Here is a 15,460-nt window from a genome sequence, read left to right as displayed (position 1 = left end):
GGGCGGATGGTTCCAGCAACGGGCTGAACGCGCGTGCCGGGACCGCCGTACCCAAGGGGAGGGAGAACAGCGAAGCAGCGCCCGTACGCCGGAGGTACCCGACCCGTGGCCATCACCGAAGAAGCCCCGCCCGGGGACGTCGCTCGCGATGCGGCGCCGCCCGGCACCGGGTCCGACCAGCGGCCCGACAAGGAGGGCTGGCACCTCAACTCCCCGCTCGCGCTGACCATGTTGATGCTGTTGGTGGTGGTGGCGCAGGGGCCGATCCGCGGTGCGCTGTCCACGCCGGTGATGCAGAGCTGGATGACGGTGTTCGTCGCGGTGGTCGTCCAGGCACTGCCGTTCCTGGCGCTCGGGGTGCTGTTGTCCGCCGCGATCGCCGTCTTCGTACCGCCGTCGTTCTTCGCCCGCGCCCTGCCCGGCCGGCCCGCGCTGGCCGTACCGGTGGCCGGGGTGGCGGGCGCGGTGCTGCCGGGCTGCGAGTGCGCGTCGGTGCCGGTGGCCGGGGCGCTGGTCCGCCGGGGTGTGACACCGGCCGCGGCGATCGCGTTCCTGCTCTCCGCTCCGGCGATCAACCCGATCGTGCTGACGGCGACGGCCGTCGCCTTCCCCCGCAACCCGGAGATGGTGCTGGGCCGTTTCGTCGCCAGTCTGCTGGTCGCGTGCCTGATGGGCTGGCTGTGGCAGCGCCTCGGGCGCACCGACTGGCTGCGCCTGCCGGCGCACGCCTCGCACGAGGGGCAGAGCAAGGGCGAGGCGTTCTGGGGGTCCGTCCGGCACGACATGATGCACGCGGGCGGCTTCCTGGTGCTCGGCGCGATGGCCGCGGCGACGCTGAAGGCGGTGGCCCCGGCGGACTGGCTGCGCACGGCCGCCGACAACCCGGTGTTCTCCGTCCTCGCCCTGGCCGTCCTGGCCGTGGTGCTGTCGATCTGCTCGGAGGCGGACGCGTTCGTGGCGGCGTCGCTGACCCAGTTCTCGCTGACGGCCAAGCTGGCGTTCCTGGTCGTCGGCCCGATGATCGACCTGAAACTGTTCGCGATGCAGGCCGGCACCTTCGGCCGCGGCTTCGCCCTGCGCTTCGCCCCCGCCACCTTCGTCCTCGCCATCGTGGGCGCGGTCGCGACCGGGGCGGTGCTGCTGTGAACCGGCAGGCACAGGCGGCGGTCCTGTTCCTGATCGGCGCGGCCCTGCTGCACGCGGGCTTCACCGACCTCTATCTGCGCTACGTCAAGGCGGGCCTGCGCCCGCTGCTGCTGGCGGCGGGCGTCGTACTGATCGTGACGGCGCTGGCGACGGCCTGGTACGAGTGGAAGAACGCGCGGCGGAGGAAGGGGGCCGGTGCCGATGGTGCCGTCGCCGCTGGCGATGAGGGCCACGGTCACGTCCACCACGAGCCCCGTATCTCCTGGCTCCTCGTCCTCCCGCTCTTCGCCCTGATCCTGGTCGCGCCGCCGGCCCTCGGCTCGTACAGCGCGATGCGCACCGGTACGGCCCTGCAACAGCCGTACGGCTACATGAAGTTGCCGGCGGGCGACCCCGTGCCGGTCAACGTGGTCGACTACGCGGGCCGCGCGGTCTACGACCACGGCCGTTCCCTGGGCGGCCGCAGCGTCCGGATCACCGGCTTCGTCGCCGTGGACCGCGCGGGCACGCCCTACCTCGTCCGCATGGCCCTCAACTGCTGTGCCGCGGACGCCCAGCCGGTGAAGATCGGCCTGACCGGGAAGATCCCTCCGGTCCTCCAGCCGGACGCCTGGCTGGAGGTGACGGGCACATACACCACGAAGCAGACCCGGGACCCGGTCAACAACGGCCCGATCCCGTTCCTCCGGGTCACCGGATCCCGGCCGGTGCCGACGCCGCACGACCCGTACGACGAGACGTGGAACAACTGAGTGGGTTCCTGCGGGGCCGGCGGAGGCTAGTTGACGGCCAGTGACACGGCGAGGGCGCCGAGCACCGTGCCCATCAGGTAGCGCTGCACCCGGAGCCAGGAGGGGCGGCGGGCGAGGAAGGCCGCGATCGTGCCCGCCGCCAGCACGATGGTGAGGTTGACCGCAATGCTGACCAGGATCTGGGCCGAGCCGAGAACGAGGCCCTGGAGCAGCACATGGCCCCGGTCCAGGTCGATGAACTGGGGGATCAGCGACAGATACATGATGGCGACCTTGGGATTGAGCAGGTTCGTCATCAAACCCATCATGAACAGCCGGCGGGGCGGGTCGTGCGGCACGTCCTGCGGGGCGAACACGGAGATGCCGCCCGGCTTCAGGGCGCTCCAGGCCAGAAAGCCGAGGTAGGCGGCGCCCGCCAGCTTCACCGTGAGATACAGCTCGGGTACGGCGACGAAGACGACCGCCAGGCCCAGGTTCGCGGCGAGCAGATACACCAGGAAGCCGAGGGCAACACCGCCGAGGGAGATGATCCCGGCGCGTCTGCCCTGGGTGATGCTGCGGGAGACGAGATAGATCATGTTCGGGCCGGGGGTGAGCACCATGCCGAGCCCCACCGCGGTCACGCCGAGGATTCCGCTCGGATCAACGATGACCGGATCAACCATGAAAACGCCCCCTGCCTCGGACGAGCACCGCTCCCCGCCGGAATGCCTCGGAGCATATGGCAGTGCAATAACTCAGTGCAATGAGAATATTGCTCTCAGTGCAATTCTGTGGTGGGGTGGGGCGGGGTGGGATGAAGGAAGCTGTCGGCCGAGGGGGGAGAACAGGGTGCGGGATTACCAGAGCGTCGCCGACGCGGTGACGGAGGAGATCAGGTCGGGCGGTCTCCGCCCCGGTGACCGCCTCCCTCCGCAGCGCGAGTTCGCGAGGCGGCACGGCATCGCCAACTCCACGGCCGCGCGCGTCTACCAGGAACTGGCCCGCAGGGGACTGACGGTGGGCGAGGTGGGACGGGGCACGTTCGTCCGCGCGGCTTCCCCGGCCACCGACCCCGCACTCACCGAACCGGCCACCACCCGTATCGACCTGGAGCTCAACTACCCGGTGGTACCGGAGCAGAGCGCACTCCTGGCCGAGGGCCTGGCCGGACTCCTCCGCCCCGACGCCCTGGCCGAGGCCCTGCGCCCCGCGGGCACCGCCGCCCTCCCGGCGGTACAGGACTCCGCCGCCGACATCCTCGCCGCAGGCGGCTGGCGCCCCGACCCGTCGAGGATCCTCTTCTCGGGCAACGGACGGCAGGCCATCGCGGCCGCCATCGTCACCGTCGTACCCCCAGGCGCGCGACTCGGAGTCGAGGAGCTGACGTACCCCGTCGTCAAGGCGATCGCCACGAGGCTCGGCATCACGCTGGTCCCCCTGCCCATGGACGGCGAGGGACTGATCCCGGAGGCGATCGAGGAGGCCCACGCCACCGCCCCCCTGCACGCGGTCTACGTACAGCCAAGACTGCACAACCCGCTCTCGCTGACCATGCCCGAGGCCCGAGCCGAGCGCCTGGCCGCCGTCCTGCAGAATCTGTGCATCCCCGCGGTGGAGGACGCCATCTGGTCCTTCCTCCACAACGAACGGCCACCCCTGGCCGCCCACGCGCCCGAGCACACGATCCTGATCGACAGCCTGAGCAAGCGCATCGCGCCGGGCCTGACCCTGGGTTTCGTGGTGGCGCCCGCAGCCCTGTCGACCGACATCAACACCACCCTGCGCGCGTCCGGCTCGGCACCGGCACGCTTCGCCCTGGAGGCGGCCCACCGCTGGCAGCAGGACGGCACGGTGGCCGCGCTGGTCGAGGCCAAGCAGCGGGAGGCGGCGGTACGGCAGCGGATCGCGGCGCGGCACCTAAACGGTTTCGCGGTGCAGAGCGACCCGCGCTCCTACCACTGCTGGTGGCGGCTGCCCCACCCCTGGCGCGCGGACACCTTCGTCGCGGCAGCCGCCCGTCACGGCATCGGCGTGGTCCCGGCGGCCGCGTTCACCGTCGGCGACAACCACGCGCCGAACGCCGTCCGGCTGGGCCTGGCCACACCCCAGCCGGACGCCCTTTCCCAGGCCCTGGCCACCCTCGCCGAACTGGCCCGGTCCGCACCGGAGGACCTCGTCACGGACTGAGACGCGAGGCGGGGGCGACGACAGGGCCGCCTTCTCATGACGAGCTACGACTCTTCCCTTCGGCCTGGGAGATCGTCTCGGCCTCGGCCTCCGCCATGGCGATGGCGAACCCGAACGCCTCGGCGATGTGCCCCGCGGCCGACATGACCCGCGCCGTGCCCACGACGGGGGCGATCGCAACGAGCACGTCCTGCACCTGCTCGGAGGTCAGGTTGGCCTCCATGGCGGCACCCGCGTGAGCGAGGTAGCTGACCGCCGGCGCATCCATGGCCACGAGCGCGGCGATACGCGTGAGGATCAGCGAGCCCTCGTCCATCCCACAACGCTCGATCGAGTCGACCGTCATGGCGGCGATCGTGTCCAGAACCGGAGTGTCCGACGTCGTGGCCATCTCCGCACCACCTTCCCATTCCCGCACGGAGCCGACCGGTGCCCCCGCACGTCGGCGACTTGCCCTTCAACGGTAGGAGGGGGGTGGGATGTGCGCACTTCGGGCTGTGGGCAGGGGCGCACGAACACACAGGGGTCGGCGACCTCGCTCACACAGAGGTCGGCGACTTTGCTTCAGCCGGCGTAGACCTCACCGGTAAGCATGTCCGCGCGGACATGGAGCGCACCGAGATCAACACCGCTCTTCCCCTGGTCCTTCGTGACGATCTTCTCGGCCTGCTCGGCCGAGATCAGCTCGGCGTGATCAAGGCCGACCACGACTTCATCGAGCAGGAGTTGGAACTCAAGACCAGCACCGAGCTGACGCGAGCGATCCAAGTCATGACCGCAGAACCGCACCGCCGTCTGATCGAGGACGGCGCAGAGCAGTAGCGGATCCCCGCCAGGCCGTGGGTCAGGACCCCAGACCGGCAAGGGGTTCGGAGTCGTCGATGAAGGCGCGAGCCACATCGGCCAGGCGCCGGTTGTGAGCGCGGGCGTAGCCGCGCAGCGCGCTGAACGCCTGCTCCATGTCGATGCCCTGGCGCTCGGCGAGCTTCCCCTTGGCCTGTTCGATCAGCACCCGGCTGTTCAGCGCCGTCTGCAGCTGCTCGTTGAGCACCGTGCTGCGCTGGGCGGTGCGTTGTTGCAGCAGGCTGATGGTGGCGACGTCTGCCAGCGCCTGGGCGATGAGTGTGGCGGCCGGATCGAAGGGGCCGTGCGCGGAGCGGAAAAGGTTCAGGGCGCCCACTGTCTCGTCCCGCAGGCGCATGGGCAGGGCCTGGACGGCCCCGAACCCGCTGCGGTGGGCCACCGTGACGAAGCGCGGCCAGCGGTCGACCTCCCGGGTCAGGTCGGGGATGATCACCGGTACGCCGGTGCGAAAGCACTCGAGACAGGGACCTTCGTCGTTTTGCAGCTGGAAGAGCTCCAGCAGACGCACCTGTTCGTCGGAGGCGGCCATGACGCGGAGTTTGCCGTCCCGGTCGGCGAGCAGCACCCCGGCGGCGCTCGCATCGAGCATGCCGACGCAGCGGTCGGTCAGCAGGCGCAGGAAGTCGATGAGGTCGAAGTCGGCAACCAAGTTGTCGGCCAGCTCGACGAAGGTCTTGGCCAGAAGCTGTTGATCCATCGTGGGCACCCTCGATTGAGACTAGTCCCTGCCTGAAGAGAACGGGAAGTACGGCATGTTCCTCGGCCGGCACCTCTACGTCAGGTTTCCTCCTCGGCCTGATCCGGCTCCGCGTCCGGTGAGAAACGAAGCCGACGGGCCACCACGTCAGCGGCCACGTCGGCGAGTCGGCGTCCGTGCACATAGGTGTAGGCGCGGAGCCGGACGAAGGCTTCCTCGATGCCGACTCCGAGCTGAACCGTGAGCATCCCGCCAGCCTGGTCGATCTCCGCCCGGTATCCGCTCAAGTCCTCGAAGCTGCGGTCGGGCATCGGCCCGTCGGTCGGTGCGCCCGTCTCGTCGATCCTTGTATCGAGCAGGAGCAGCGTCGCGAGATCGGCGAACGCCAGTGCGTCGGCCAGTTCCTCCGTGTCCAGTACGGTCGGAATGCTGGCGTACAGGTCCAGAACTCCCGGGCTGATCGCTCCCTTCTGCAGGGGGAGCGAGAAGACCGCACGGGCTCCTGCTTCCAGGGCCGCATCGGCGAACACGACCCAGTGATCCTGCAGTTCTACAGTGAGCAGATCGGGTGTCAGGACGGCCGAGCCGCGTGCAAAGGCGTCCACGCAAGGCCCTTCACCCAGCGTGAGCTGGAGCTGTTCCAGTTGCTCGCTGATGTCGTCGGTGCTGCACAGCGGATGGCTTGGCGCGGTCCGGGACATCGCCGACAGCCCGGCCCCGCCGACCGGCAGCGCGGCCACGGCCGCGGTGCACACGTCCACCACACCGACCCGGGCACCTCGTCGGACCGCCTGCTCGGCCACCAGCATCTGAATGCGGGCCGACCGCCTGTCAGGGCCCACCGGGGCCATCGCCTCCAGGCATCTCGAGCCTTGCCGTGGTGCGTTCCCCGAGGGGAAGTATCAGCGCGCGGAACGTGGTGACGCCCAGTGGCCTGCGAAGCTCTCCGATGTCCAGCCACCCCCAGGAGCGGAGCACAGCGAGAGTCGAGCGATCGGCCTGGTCCACCAAGGTGGCGCCGAGTGATGCCTGGTGGTCGGTCAGCAGCCGCTCCTGCATACGACGGGAGAGTTCCCGGTCCTGAGGGTGCGGCCGGATCAGGATGTCAGCGAATGCGAAGACGCTGCCGGACACGGTGAGTTGCCCGACGCTGCGCGGCAGTATTCCTTCGAAGCCGAGCCACCAGGAGCCGTCGCCGCGTACCGGGAATCCGAAGGCGCATCCCCTCAGGCTGTCCGTCTCGGCGATCACCATGGCGAATCCCGGTCGGTGCATGTCCGCGGTGAGACGGTCCAGGAAGTTCTGGCGGCTGGGACGGTGGTACGGATCACCCGGCGCCGTTGCGCGGGACTCCACATACAGATCCGCCAGATCCTCACGCAGGCCCTCCACCAGCCAACGGTTCAGCCGACGCAACCACACCGGAGCCACGGTGGACGGCTCGCCGTCCCCGGGCTTCCGTGACTGTTCCCGACCTGGTTCGGCCGTCATCGCACATCTCCCGAGAGAACAGGCGCAAGCGGGACAGACCGGCGTGGCGGGGCTGGAAGGGGCGTGGCCGGGGTGTCGCCGAGAGGAGGTGGCAGGTGGTCGAACGGAAGGCCGAGGAGGAGGAAGCCGCTGCCGGTGAGGTCGAGAATCCGAGCCAGCATCGCCGGCGGATGGTGCAGTCGCAGGGTCCCGCCGGCCACCGTGGTCTGCTGCGAAGCGTGGAGGAAGGCGTTGAGTCCGCTGCAGTCGCAGAAGGTGACGGGGGTGAGGTCGACGTCGACGGTGCGGATACCGTCTCGCAGGCACCGTTCCAGGGACACGCACACCAACGGCGCGGATTCGAGGTCGATCTCACCCGACAGGGTGATCAGCGCCCGAGTCCTTCGGTCATGGCGGTACACGGTGAGCTGGGGAAGGGGCATGACGCCTCGGTTCGGAAGACCATCCGGCAGCGGGCACGGTGGGCCGGAGTTCCGGCCCCCTGGGAGCGCTCCGGGCAGGGGCGTACTTTCGACGGAGGCAGAGCAACGGCCGGTCCGACAGCCTGCGCAGCAGGACAGAGGACCCACCCAGTTCCCTCCAGGGATGCGCCGGGTGACAGACGAAGACTCCGTACCCCGCAGCCATCCGTGTTCAGCAACAGCATGCCGCCGGGGTCTGGGACGTCTACACAGCAGCGTAGTCCTCGCGTCGTGTGACAGACGGTCCGAAGCAGACCAATCCCAGGATATGGACGGTGCAAAAGCGCGGTGGCACGCGCAAGGCAAAACGATCGTCGCGGACGGGGTGGTGGAGAAAGTCCCCCCGGGAACGCCACATGGGAGCGATGGAGGGATGACTGTGGACGGTCGCGTGATTCCCCGGGTCGGCGTCACGCAATTCGGTAATCCCTGTAGGGGCGCACCGGCGGACAGCCAGGGGCGAGTGCGCACCGAGGTTGGCCAGGCAGCGGTCCCTGTGTCGTCGGCCCTGTCTTCGGTGGCGCGGTTGTCGGCTCACTCCAGGAGGGCGAGGTGGTCGGCGGCGCCCCCGCGCCATTCGATCAGGAAGAGGGTCGCGTCGTCGCTGGTGCGGCCGCCCCGTTGCTGCTTCAGAGCGTGGGAGAGTGCGCGCACCACCGCGCGTACTCCCTTCTCTGTGTGTTCGATGCGGTTCACCCAGTGGATGAGTTGCTCCTCGCCGAACTGCTCTTCACCGGCTTCGTGTTCCTCGATCAGGCCGTCGGTGAAGCACAGCACCCGGTCGCCGCGTTGGAGCGTCTGCTCGCTGATCCGGGGCTCTTCACCGCCGAAGCCGACCGGCAAGGTGGTCGGGCCTGCCAGTTGGCGCACGACCTGGTGGTCGCGGATCAGCAGCGGCGCGGGGTGGCCCGCGTTGACCCACTGCAGGTGGCCCGTTGCGATGTTCAGACGCATCATCTGCGCGGTGACGAAGTGGTCGGGCCCGAACTGGTCGGCGATGGCCCGGTCCATGAACGCATAGATCTCGGACAGGCCGATGTCGGCACGTCTGGCGTGCCGGTAGGCCCCGACGGCGACGGTCGCCATCGTGGCGGCGTCCAGACCGTGGCCCATCGCATCGACCATGGCCACGTGCAGGATGTCCTCGTTGAGGGCGTAGTCGAAGCTGTCGCCTGCGACGCTGTAGGCGGGCTCCAGGATTCCGGCCACTGCTGCCTGTGGGACGGACATCGCCAGCGGCGGCAGCAGGGACCACTGGATCTCCGCGGCCACGCTCATCGGTTCGCGGCGCCGGGCGAGGAAGAACTGGTCGGTGTAGCTGTGCTTGGTGACCAGCATGTCGGCGACCAGACCGGCGAGCCTGCGCAGGAGCCGCCGGTCGTCGTCATCGACGGTGTCCAGGGTGAGGCCCATCACTCCCACCTGGTCGCTGCCGTCCAGCAACGGTAGGTACATCCGGACGCCGTCGGGCTGCGGCACCTCGACAGTGGTCGCCTGCAGGAAGGCCATGCCGGCGGGAGAGTCACCGATCGGCTCGGGCTCGCCGACCATCAGCCGCCGACCCGGCAGCGGTACCAGCACCAGCTGGCCGTAGTCCTGCAGCAGGATCGAGACGTCGCGACCACCGACCCTGGCCACCTCTTCCGCGATCAGCGGGGCGATCAGCTGCGGCGGCATCTGGTGTGCCCGGTCCAGCAGCACCCCCAGCAGCCGCTCGCCGAACCCTTCCGAACGGTCCGTCATGCTGTTGTCCGGCCGCCGCTCACCTCGTGCCATGTCCGCGCCCTTGCACCGGTGTCCTCAAAGTCTCGGTCACCATGTTCCTGCCGGCGTCGTGCCGCGAATCCAGCGCCACGCACCGACACGCTCGGGCCGTCCCGCGGTCACGGCGGATGCGCTCGACGCTCTCACGTGATCTGCACACATCGGCTCCTGACACGACCGCGATCAACCCGCACAGAGTGACGCGGCCGACCGCCCGGACGGCCCATTACGCCAGACGCGGCATGTCCCACATGGTCAGAAACAGATGGCTCTCTCCGCGCTCCGCCGCAGCGCGCAGTAGTGGCCGCCCAGATGCGGAGCAGTCGCCGGGTGATCTCCCGGTACTGCCTCAGCGCGAGCCGGAGTTTCTCGGACCGCGTTCCGGGATCCCGGTCCTGCCGGCCGACGCGCAGGACACACCGCCGTTCAGCGAGGGCGTTCACGAGCTGGGCGGTGGCTTCGTCATAGGCGCTCTCGGCCTCATATGGTGATACGGCCGTCATGTGACTGGCCGCCAGGTACGTGCAGGCGGCGGTCAGATCCTCCTCGGGCATGGCGAGGTCCTCGCGCAGCTGCGCCCCGGTGAGGCCGAGGAGGCGATTGCCTTCGGCGGCCTCGTACAGGGTCTTCATGAGCGCCTCGCGACAGTGCTCCCGCTCGTACGGCGTCGCCATGGTCGCCTGCCTTTGGCATGCTCCTCAGATTTCGTCCGGCTGTGTGTGATCGTCCCGGGAGGACTGGCTGGTCAACAACCAGGAGCGCACCGGCTCCGTCATGCGCGTGGTGTCCACGGTGAGGTAGAGGCGTGTTCCGCCGTCGGTGCCTGCGGGGTAGCTGCGTGCTTCGGTGGCGGCGAAACAACGGCGGAGAGTCTCCGCGACATCGCGAGCGGTCTCCGGGTCCGCGGCGACGATACGGACCTCCGCGTGCCCGGCCGTCGGCAGTTCCGGTGACTTCATGCCGACTCCTTGCTCATCCAGGACGACGTGCCTCGGGGGCGACGTGCCGCTGGGTGTGACGGCCGCCGCCCCACACCCACCCCTGGCTGGAAGCCGGTCTGCGTCATCAGCGGCTCCCTCTCGATGCTCACGGCGTGCGGCGTCGGCAGGAGGACCCTTCTGCACGGTGGCACATGGGCTCTTACGGGTCCGCCGACCGAATCCGGGTAGGGCGTCGCTGTAGTGGAACGCCCCCATCCTTTCGTCATGCTGCGCGTTCAGCCGGTGGATCAGGAACATTCCTGCGATGATCACGAAGATGATCACGGCGACGGTGACGGCTGTCTCCACGTCCTCACCTCCTCAGGGCGGAACCGAAGATCCCGATCGCGGCTCCGTCCGCCGAAGCGGCTCCGCCGTCGGTCTCCCATTCCTCTTCCCGGCTTTGAGCCTCTGCCGCGTCGTGGCTGATGGCCTCGTCGGCCATCAGACCACTGGCGGTGCGGATACCTCCCGGAGCGATTGCTGCTGCCATCAGCCGGGCGGCGGCGGCCGGCTCCGTTTCCGGAGGGATCACCAGCAGGTCCAGGCGGCCCACCGTGTAGGAGAGGAGGATCACTTTGTTCGGGTCCTGCTCGTCGGCGAACCAGCCGACATGCACCGTGTGGCCCGTGACGGGGACCTTGCGCGGGATGACAGGCCAGTGGGCCGGGTTCACGGTGACGTGGGTGATCCGGCCCCAGCATGCGTCCAGCGCGTCTGTCAGAGTGGGGATCTCCCGGAAGAGATCACGGGAGCGGGGCCACCAGGCACCGTCCAGGAGACCCGGAACCGAGCCGGTCGGGGTCAGGGACAGCCGGGCCGACGCCGAAGGCAGGCGCTCTTTGATGATCGTAGGTTCGATGGTCGCGGTCATGACACGGACCTGTCCCTGGGCCTCCTCTTGGAGGCCAGTGTTGTGCTCGCCGGGAACGACATCGACATGACGGCCGGTGTGCGAAGTACTCCCGGTCCTTTCACTCTACGCCGGTCCGAAGACCCGGAACGTGCGCGTGAGCAGGCATTCACCGAGGCAACGAGTCCGGAACCGCCGGCGCGCAGCCGGTGCGGCGGTGCGCGATTTACGGTGAGAGGACGAGGTCCCGTGTTCGGCGGCGACACCGAATCCCGCAGACAGGCGGACACACCATGACCGAATCCGATGTCCCTCGTGCCCCCGGGCTCCTGCCGGACGCGATCCATCGGGCCGCGAAACCCGGGACAGTTCTTCTGCGGCTGGAGACGACACGATCCCGGGAAGGCAACCTCGATGGCGCGTGGTGGCCGCGTTCCCGCGACATCGGCGCGGAGTTGCCCGACCTCGTCCACGTGCTGACCGGGCACCTCGGCCCCATCACGCGCGTCGGTCTGGACGCCACCGCATGGGATGAACTTCCCTCGCGCCTGGTCATCGACGACCAGCTCGTCCATATCGACTCCTTCCCGGTCGGTGATGACACCGTCCTGATCACTCGGGGCGACCAGGACTACTTCTCCCTTCTCGTGATCCCGCCGCACGCGACACCCGACGCCGCCCGTGCCGCGATGGCAAGGGCCGTCCGGGCCGACAACGTCACCCGTGCCGCACAGATCCTCATCGACACCGGCACCCATCAGGCACACCCGCTCCCCGCGGCGGACCCTCGGACCGACGAGGAACGCCACGAGCCCGAGGAATGACTTCTGGAGGTCCGGGCGCCCGTAGAGCTGTCTTTGCTGGGCGGCGCCTACTTCAAGGCGATCGAGGGGCTGCCGCCCGCCGGTCCGGGACATCTCCCAGCATCTGGCGGACCGGTCTTCGACCGTGTGGTTGGACCTGTACCGCCCGGACCGCGCCGAGTTCACGGCGGCCGGCGAGGAACTCGGCCTCCACGAGCCAGCTCTCGAGGACGCGCTGCACGAGGGACAGCGGTCGAAACTCGACAACTACCGCACCCATCACTTCCTCAGTGTCCACGCGGTCGCCGTCGACCCGGACGGCGCAGGACCGACGATGAGCGAGCTCGCGGTCATCCTCACGCCGCAGGCGCTGATCACCGTCCGCAAGGACGCCGCGTTCGCCCTCGACGAGCTGGTCGCCCGCTGGGACCGTACCCCGGCTCTGGCCGCACACGGGGTCGCCTTTCTACTCCACGGCCTGCTCGACCATGTCGTCGACGGGCACTTCGCCGAAGGCGGCCGGCAGATCCAGACCGTGCAGCGCCAGTCCTACGCCCTGCGGAAATCACTGGTGTACGACCACGTGCTGCGTGCCGGCGAGTGGACGGAGTCGCTGCGCGACGCTTTCAGGCACTGGGACTGGCTCTGACCGCACGCTCCTGCGTGCTCGTCGGCAGACGGGCCCTGGGAGCCGGTTCTCGAAGTCGGCTTTCAAAGTCGGCTCTCAAATGGCTCCCAAAACGGGGCCGTACACCAGGTCGGGCCCGGTGCTGATCTCTCAGCACCGGGCCCGACCTGGTGTTTTACTGTCGGGGTGGCGGGATTTGAACCCACGACCTCTTCGTCCCGAACGAAGCGCGCTGCCAAGCTGCGCTACACCCCGATGTCGCTGCTTGTCGCGGCGACGTCGTTTACTTTAGCCCACTGGTGGCCGGAGACGAAATCCGGTTTTGGCGCGGCGGCGGACGGGGTTCGGGCGGGCGTGGTCGAGGGCGATCAGGAGGACGGCGAGGCCGTAGGAGGCGAGGCCGAGGAGGAGGGCGTTGGCGAGGGCGCCGCGGTAGCCGTGCCGGTCGACGCTCAGGAAGGGATAGAGGTAGCGGTCGGGGGTGCCGGGGAGGAGGAGTTCGCCCCGGGCGAGGGAGAAGGCCAGGTAGGCCAGGGGGTAGAGGAGCCACGTCGCGGCCTGGCGCAGGTGCAGGCGGCCGGGGGCCGTGAGCAGGAGCCAGTCCAGGACCGCCGCGGCCGGGGCCGCCTTGTGGAGGAGCTGGGCGGCGAGCCACTCGCCGTGCCACGGTGCCGGCGGCGTTGTCGCGCCCGTCATGGAGAACGGGGGCGTCGTGTGGGCCAGCAGCAGGTGGTAGGCGAGGGCCGAGATCACGGCGTAGAGCAGTACGGCGCCCGTCACGGCCGACGGTACGGGGCGGCGGGCCGTCCATGCCCGGTGGGCGGAGATCAGGAACACCAGCGCCAGTAGGGCATTGGCCTGGACGCTGAAGTAGCTCAGCGCCCGGGGCGGGCTGCCCAGGAGGAGTTCCAGGGTTACGCCGGTGGCCGCCGTCAGGGCCGTAAGGAGGCGGAATGCCGCGGTGAGGGGGCGGGGGAAGGGAGGCACCACCGCCGTGGGCGGTACGTACGAGGGGAGCAGTCTGGGCTTGCGCGGGACCGCGGGGAGGTCCGGGATGTCCCTGGGTATCGGGGCGGTCATGCCCTCACGGTAAGCAAAGCGCATAAAAGGGGCGATACGGGCGGGCCGGGTGGGTTACGCGCGGGCTGGGTGGACTGCGGGCGGGCCGGGGCAGCAGCCGCTCCGGCCCGTCGTCGCCAGTGCCCCGCCCGTCCCTGGCGCCCCCGCGTACTACTCCCGGCCCACCAACGTCAGCAGCGTCGCCTCCGGTGGGCAGGCGAACCGTACCGGCGTGTAGCGGTTCGTGCCGCAGCCCGCCGACACATGGAGGTACGACGTGCGGCCCTCCGCCGTGTGCGTGGACAGGCCCTTCACGCGGTCCGTGTCCAGGTCGCAGTTGGTGACCAGGGCGCCGTAGAAGGGGATGCAGAGCTGGCCGCCGTGGGTGTGGCCGGCCAGGACCAGGGGGTAGTCGTCCGCCGTGAACGAGTCCAGCACCCGCAGGTACGGGGCGTGCACCACGCCCATCGAGAAGTCGGACATACCCGAGGGGCCGCCGGCCACCTGCAGATAGCGGTCCCGCTTGATGTGCGGATCGTCCAGGCCCGTCAGCTCGACCGAGACGCCCTCGACCTTCAGCACACCCCGCGTGTTGGTCAGGTTCAGCCAGCCCGCCGCGTCGAAGCAGTCGCGGAGGTCCTCCCAGGGGTTGTGCAACGCGCCCACGACCGGCGGGTTGCCGTTCAGGCCATGGTGGCCTCTGGCCTTCTCCAGCAAGTAGCGGGCCGGGTTGCGGAATCTGGGGCCGTAGTAGTCGTTGGAGCCGAAGACGTACGCGCCCGGGAACTCCATCAGCGGGCCGAGGGCGTCCAGGACCTCGGGGACGCCCTCCGGGTCCGAGAGGTTGTCACCCGTGTTGATCACGAAGTCCGGGCGCAGGCCCGCCAGCGAGCGCAGCCAGCGCTGCTTCTTGCGCTGACCGCTCACCATGTGGATGTCGGAGACCTGGAGGACGCGCATCGGGCGCATGCCCGCGGGGAGGACCGGGACGGTCACCCGTCGGAGCCGGAAGGAGCGGGCCTCGAATCCCGCCGCGTACAACACACCGGCGGCGCCGGCCGCCGCGATTCCCAGAGGTACTCCGTATCGAGCGCGCATACAACCATCGTGTCAGACCGCACGGCAGCCCCGGGACCGCCCGCCCTTCCAAGCCCCCATCCGATTCGGCGACCGGGGTGGTTCTCGTGGCGCCGACCGGCTCCCGGCTAAATCGGCAGGCGTCCGGCCTTCCGTACCTGAGACAATCGACGCCATGACCACCACGCTCAAGTCGAAGCTGCACGACGACCTCAACGCCGCGATCAAGGAGCGCGACGAGCTCCGCTCCTCGACGCTGCGACTGACGCTCGCCGCGATCACCAAGGAGGAGGTCGCGGGCAAGGAGAAGCGCGAGCTCTCCGACGACGAGGTCCTCAAGGTGATCACCAAGGAGGCCAAGAAGCGCCGGGAGGCGGCCGACGCCTTCGCCCAGGGTGGTCGTCCCGAGCAGTCCGAGCGGGAGAAGGCGGAGGGCGAGGTCCTTGCCGCGTACCTGCCCAAGCAGCTGTCCGACGAGGAGCTGGAGCGGATCGTCGCCCAGGCCGTCGAGGAGGCGAAGGCGGCGGGCGCCGAGGGGCCGCGCGCCATGGGTGCGGTCATGAAGATCGTGAACCCGAAGGTGGCCGGCCAGGCCGAGGGCGGCCGTGTCGCCGCCGCGGTCAAGAAGCTGCTGCAGGGCTGAAGCAGCCGGACGGCTGATAAGGGCCAAAAGGACCAACGGGACCGCACCGTGGGCCTCTGCCCGGGTGCGGTCC

Annotated in this window: 19 protein-coding genes and 1 tRNA gene; 7 read left to right on the top strand and 13 right to left on the bottom strand. The window is 69.4% G+C overall.

Annotated elements, in window-relative coordinates; genetic code table 11:
- The first annotated feature begins 105 nt into the window (after positions 1 to 105).
- Together ACFY1J_RS28580 and ACFY1J_RS28575 are read left to right on the top strand one after the other, a co-directional pair.
- The gene (locus ACFY1J_RS28580) at positions 106 to 1,146 is read left to right on the top strand and encodes a permease (protein ID WP_390732220.1); all 1,041 of its coding nucleotides are present in this window, start codon (positions 106 to 108) and stop codon (positions 1,144 to 1,146) included.
- A complete protein-coding gene (locus tag ACFY1J_RS28575) occupies positions 1,143 to 1,898 on the top strand; it encodes a TIGR03943 family putative permease subunit (protein WP_390732219.1) in 756 nt (251 codons plus the stop codon). Before ACFY1J_RS28580 ends, ACFY1J_RS28575 begins: the two co-directional genes overlap by 4 nt.
- A 26-nt stretch (positions 1,899 to 1,924) precedes the next feature.
- Here the strand turns inward: ACFY1J_RS28575 and ACFY1J_RS28570 are convergent, their stop codons facing one another.
- On the bottom strand, positions 1,925 to 2,548 hold the full coding sequence (locus ACFY1J_RS28570; RefSeq protein ID WP_390708537.1) for a LysE family translocator: 624 nt from the start codon (positions 2,546 to 2,548) through the stop codon (positions 1,925 to 1,927).
- Between the two features lie 181 nt (positions 2,549 to 2,729).
- Between ACFY1J_RS28570 and ACFY1J_RS28565 the strand changes: the two genes are divergently transcribed.
- Positions 2,730 to 4,067, top strand: coding sequence for a PLP-dependent aminotransferase family protein (locus ACFY1J_RS28565; RefSeq protein ID WP_390732218.1), 1,338 nt, complete (start codon positions 2,730 to 2,732; stop codon positions 4,065 to 4,067).
- A 34-nt stretch (positions 4,068 to 4,101) separates the two neighbouring features.
- Here the strand turns inward: ACFY1J_RS28565 and ACFY1J_RS28560 are convergent, their stop codons facing one another.
- The gene (locus ACFY1J_RS28560) at positions 4,102 to 4,458 is read right to left on the bottom strand and encodes a carboxymuconolactone decarboxylase (RefSeq protein WP_390708118.1); all 357 of its coding nucleotides are present in this window, start codon (positions 4,456 to 4,458) and stop codon (positions 4,102 to 4,104) included.
- 215 nt (positions 4,459 to 4,673) lie between these two features.
- Here ACFY1J_RS28560 and ACFY1J_RS28555 point away from each other — a divergent pair, with 215 nt between their 5' ends.
- On the top strand, positions 4,674 to 4,889 hold the full coding sequence (locus ACFY1J_RS28555) for a hypothetical protein (protein WP_390708117.1): 216 nt from the start codon (positions 4,674 to 4,676) through the stop codon (positions 4,887 to 4,889).
- A gap of 22 nt (positions 4,890 to 4,911) precedes the next feature.
- On the opposite strand, the gene ACFY1J_RS28550 is transcribed toward ACFY1J_RS28555, so the two are convergent.
- From ACFY1J_RS28550 to ACFY1J_RS28515, 8 genes are all read right to left on the bottom strand, one after another.
- The gene (locus tag ACFY1J_RS28550) at positions 4,912 to 5,628 is read right to left on the bottom strand and encodes an ANTAR domain-containing protein (protein WP_390708116.1); all 717 of its coding nucleotides are present in this window, start codon (positions 5,626 to 5,628) and stop codon (positions 4,912 to 4,914) included.
- 80 nt (positions 5,629 to 5,708) lie between these two features.
- The gene (locus ACFY1J_RS28545) at positions 5,709 to 6,437 is read right to left on the bottom strand and encodes an ANTAR domain-containing protein (RefSeq protein ID WP_390732217.1); all 729 of its coding nucleotides are present in this window, start codon (positions 6,435 to 6,437) and stop codon (positions 5,709 to 5,711) included.
- A gap of 22 nt (positions 6,438 to 6,459) precedes the next feature.
- Positions 6,460 to 7,119: a hypothetical protein gene (locus ACFY1J_RS28540; protein WP_390708114.1), complete on the bottom strand. Its 660-nt coding sequence runs from the start codon at positions 7,117 to 7,119 to the stop codon at positions 6,460 to 6,462.
- A complete protein-coding gene (locus ACFY1J_RS28535; protein WP_390708113.1) occupies positions 7,116 to 7,541 on the bottom strand; it encodes an STAS domain-containing protein in 426 nt (141 codons plus the stop codon). Before ACFY1J_RS28535 ends, ACFY1J_RS28540 begins: the two co-directional genes overlap by 4 nt.
- A gap of 573 nt (positions 7,542 to 8,114) precedes the next feature.
- On the bottom strand, positions 8,115 to 9,356 hold the full coding sequence (locus ACFY1J_RS28530; RefSeq protein ID WP_390732216.1) for a PP2C family protein-serine/threonine phosphatase: 1,242 nt from the start codon (positions 9,354 to 9,356) through the stop codon (positions 8,115 to 8,117).
- 131 nt (positions 9,357 to 9,487) lie between these two features.
- Positions 9,488 to 10,018 (bottom strand): hypothetical protein, encoded by a 531-nt coding sequence (locus ACFY1J_RS28525; RefSeq protein WP_390711761.1) that lies wholly within the window; start codon positions 10,016 to 10,018, stop codon positions 9,488 to 9,490.
- Positions 10,019 to 10,042: 24 nt separating this feature from the next.
- Positions 10,043 to 10,303, bottom strand: coding sequence for a hypothetical protein (locus ACFY1J_RS28520; protein ID WP_390711753.1), 261 nt, complete (start codon positions 10,301 to 10,303; stop codon positions 10,043 to 10,045).
- A gap of 334 nt (positions 10,304 to 10,637) precedes the next feature.
- Entirely contained in the window at positions 10,638 to 11,198 is a 561-nt protein-coding gene (locus ACFY1J_RS28515) for a DUF5994 family protein (protein WP_390711752.1), read from the bottom strand.
- A gap of 272 nt (positions 11,199 to 11,470) precedes the next feature.
- On the opposite strand from ACFY1J_RS28515, the gene ACFY1J_RS28510 reads away from it, so the two are divergent.
- A complete protein-coding gene (locus ACFY1J_RS28510) occupies positions 11,471 to 12,001 on the top strand; it encodes a DUF5994 family protein (RefSeq protein ID WP_390732215.1) in 531 nt (176 codons plus the stop codon).
- Between the two features lie 124 nt (positions 12,002 to 12,125).
- Positions 12,126 to 12,629, top strand: coding sequence for a CorA family divalent cation transporter (locus ACFY1J_RS28505; protein WP_390711750.1), 504 nt, complete (start codon positions 12,126 to 12,128; stop codon positions 12,627 to 12,629).
- 160 nt (positions 12,630 to 12,789) lie between these two features.
- Here the strand turns inward: ACFY1J_RS28505 and ACFY1J_RS28500 are convergent.
- The 3 genes from ACFY1J_RS28500 to ACFY1J_RS28490 all read right to left on the bottom strand — a co-directional run bounded on the left by ACFY1J_RS28500 (position 12,790) and on the right by ACFY1J_RS28490 (position 14,765).
- Positions 12,790 to 12,863: transfer RNA gene (locus ACFY1J_RS28500), tRNA-Pro, on the bottom strand.
- A gap of 33 nt (positions 12,864 to 12,896) precedes the next feature.
- Positions 12,897 to 13,688, bottom strand: coding sequence for a Pr6Pr family membrane protein (locus ACFY1J_RS28495; protein WP_390711749.1), 792 nt, complete (start codon positions 13,686 to 13,688; stop codon positions 12,897 to 12,899).
- A gap of 150 nt (positions 13,689 to 13,838) precedes the next feature.
- On the bottom strand, positions 13,839 to 14,765 hold the full coding sequence (locus ACFY1J_RS28490; protein WP_390711748.1) for a metallophosphoesterase: 927 nt from the start codon (positions 14,763 to 14,765) through the stop codon (positions 13,839 to 13,841).
- Positions 14,766 to 14,919: 154 nt separating this feature from the next.
- Between ACFY1J_RS28490 and ACFY1J_RS28485 the strand changes: the two genes are divergently transcribed.
- The gene (locus ACFY1J_RS28485) at positions 14,920 to 15,387 is read left to right on the top strand and encodes a GatB/YqeY domain-containing protein (RefSeq protein ID WP_363296384.1); all 468 of its coding nucleotides are present in this window, start codon (positions 14,920 to 14,922) and stop codon (positions 15,385 to 15,387) included.
- Positions 15,388 to 15,460: the final 73 nt, after the last annotated feature.

This window comes from Streptomyces sp. NPDC001406 (genome assembly GCF_042895285.1).
Classification (GTDB): domain Bacteria; phylum Actinomycetota; class Actinomycetes; order Streptomycetales; family Streptomycetaceae; genus Streptomyces.
This window is presented reverse-complemented; position numbering and strand designations above follow the sequence as displayed.

Excerpts from the sequence above, each read along its gene's own strand:
- ACFY1J_RS28560 (WP_390708118.1), bottom strand. The coding sequence starts at position 4,458 with ATGGCCACGACGTCGGACACTCCGGTTCTGGACACGATCGCCGCCATG.
- ACFY1J_RS28555 (WP_390708117.1), top strand. The coding sequence starts at position 4,674 with ATGGAGCGCACCGAGATCAACACCGCTCTTCCCCTGGTCCTTCGTGAC.
- ACFY1J_RS28510 (WP_390732215.1), top strand. The coding sequence starts at position 11,471 with ATGACCGAATCCGATGTCCCTCGTGCCCCCGGGCTCCTGCCGGACGCG.
- ACFY1J_RS28485 (WP_363296384.1), top strand. The coding sequence starts at position 14,920 with ATGACCACCACGCTCAAGTCGAAGCTGCACGACGACCTCAACGCCGCG.
- ACFY1J_RS28530 (WP_390732216.1), bottom strand. The coding sequence starts at position 9,356 with ATGGCACGAGGTGAGCGGCGGCCGGACAACAGCATGACGGACCGTTCG.
- ACFY1J_RS28495 (WP_390711749.1), bottom strand. The coding sequence starts at position 13,688 with ATGACCGCCCCGATACCCAGGGACATCCCGGACCTCCCCGCGGTCCCG.
- ACFY1J_RS28520 (WP_390711753.1), bottom strand. The coding sequence starts at position 10,303 with ATGAAGTCACCGGAACTGCCGACGGCCGGGCACGCGGAGGTCCGTATC.
- ACFY1J_RS28540 (WP_390708114.1), bottom strand. The coding sequence starts at position 7,119 with ATGACGGCCGAACCAGGTCGGGAACAGTCACGGAAGCCCGGGGACGGC.
- ACFY1J_RS28550 (WP_390708116.1), bottom strand. The coding sequence starts at position 5,628 with ATGGATCAACAGCTTCTGGCCAAGACCTTCGTCGAGCTGGCCGACAAC.
- ACFY1J_RS28535 (WP_390708113.1), bottom strand. The coding sequence starts at position 7,541 with ATGCCCCTTCCCCAGCTCACCGTGTACCGCCATGACCGAAGGACTCGG.
- ACFY1J_RS28525 (WP_390711761.1), bottom strand. The coding sequence starts at position 10,018 with ATGGCGACGCCGTACGAGCGGGAGCACTGTCGCGAGGCGCTCATGAAG.
- ACFY1J_RS28545 (WP_390732217.1), bottom strand. The coding sequence starts at position 6,437 with ATGCTGGTGGCCGAGCAGGCGGTCCGACGAGGTGCCCGGGTCGGTGTG.
- ACFY1J_RS28490 (WP_390711748.1), bottom strand. The coding sequence starts at position 14,765 with ATGCGCGCTCGATACGGAGTACCTCTGGGAATCGCGGCGGCCGGCGCC.
- ACFY1J_RS28515 (WP_390711752.1), bottom strand. The coding sequence starts at position 11,198 with ATGACCGCGACCATCGAACCTACGATCATCAAAGAGCGCCTGCCTTCG.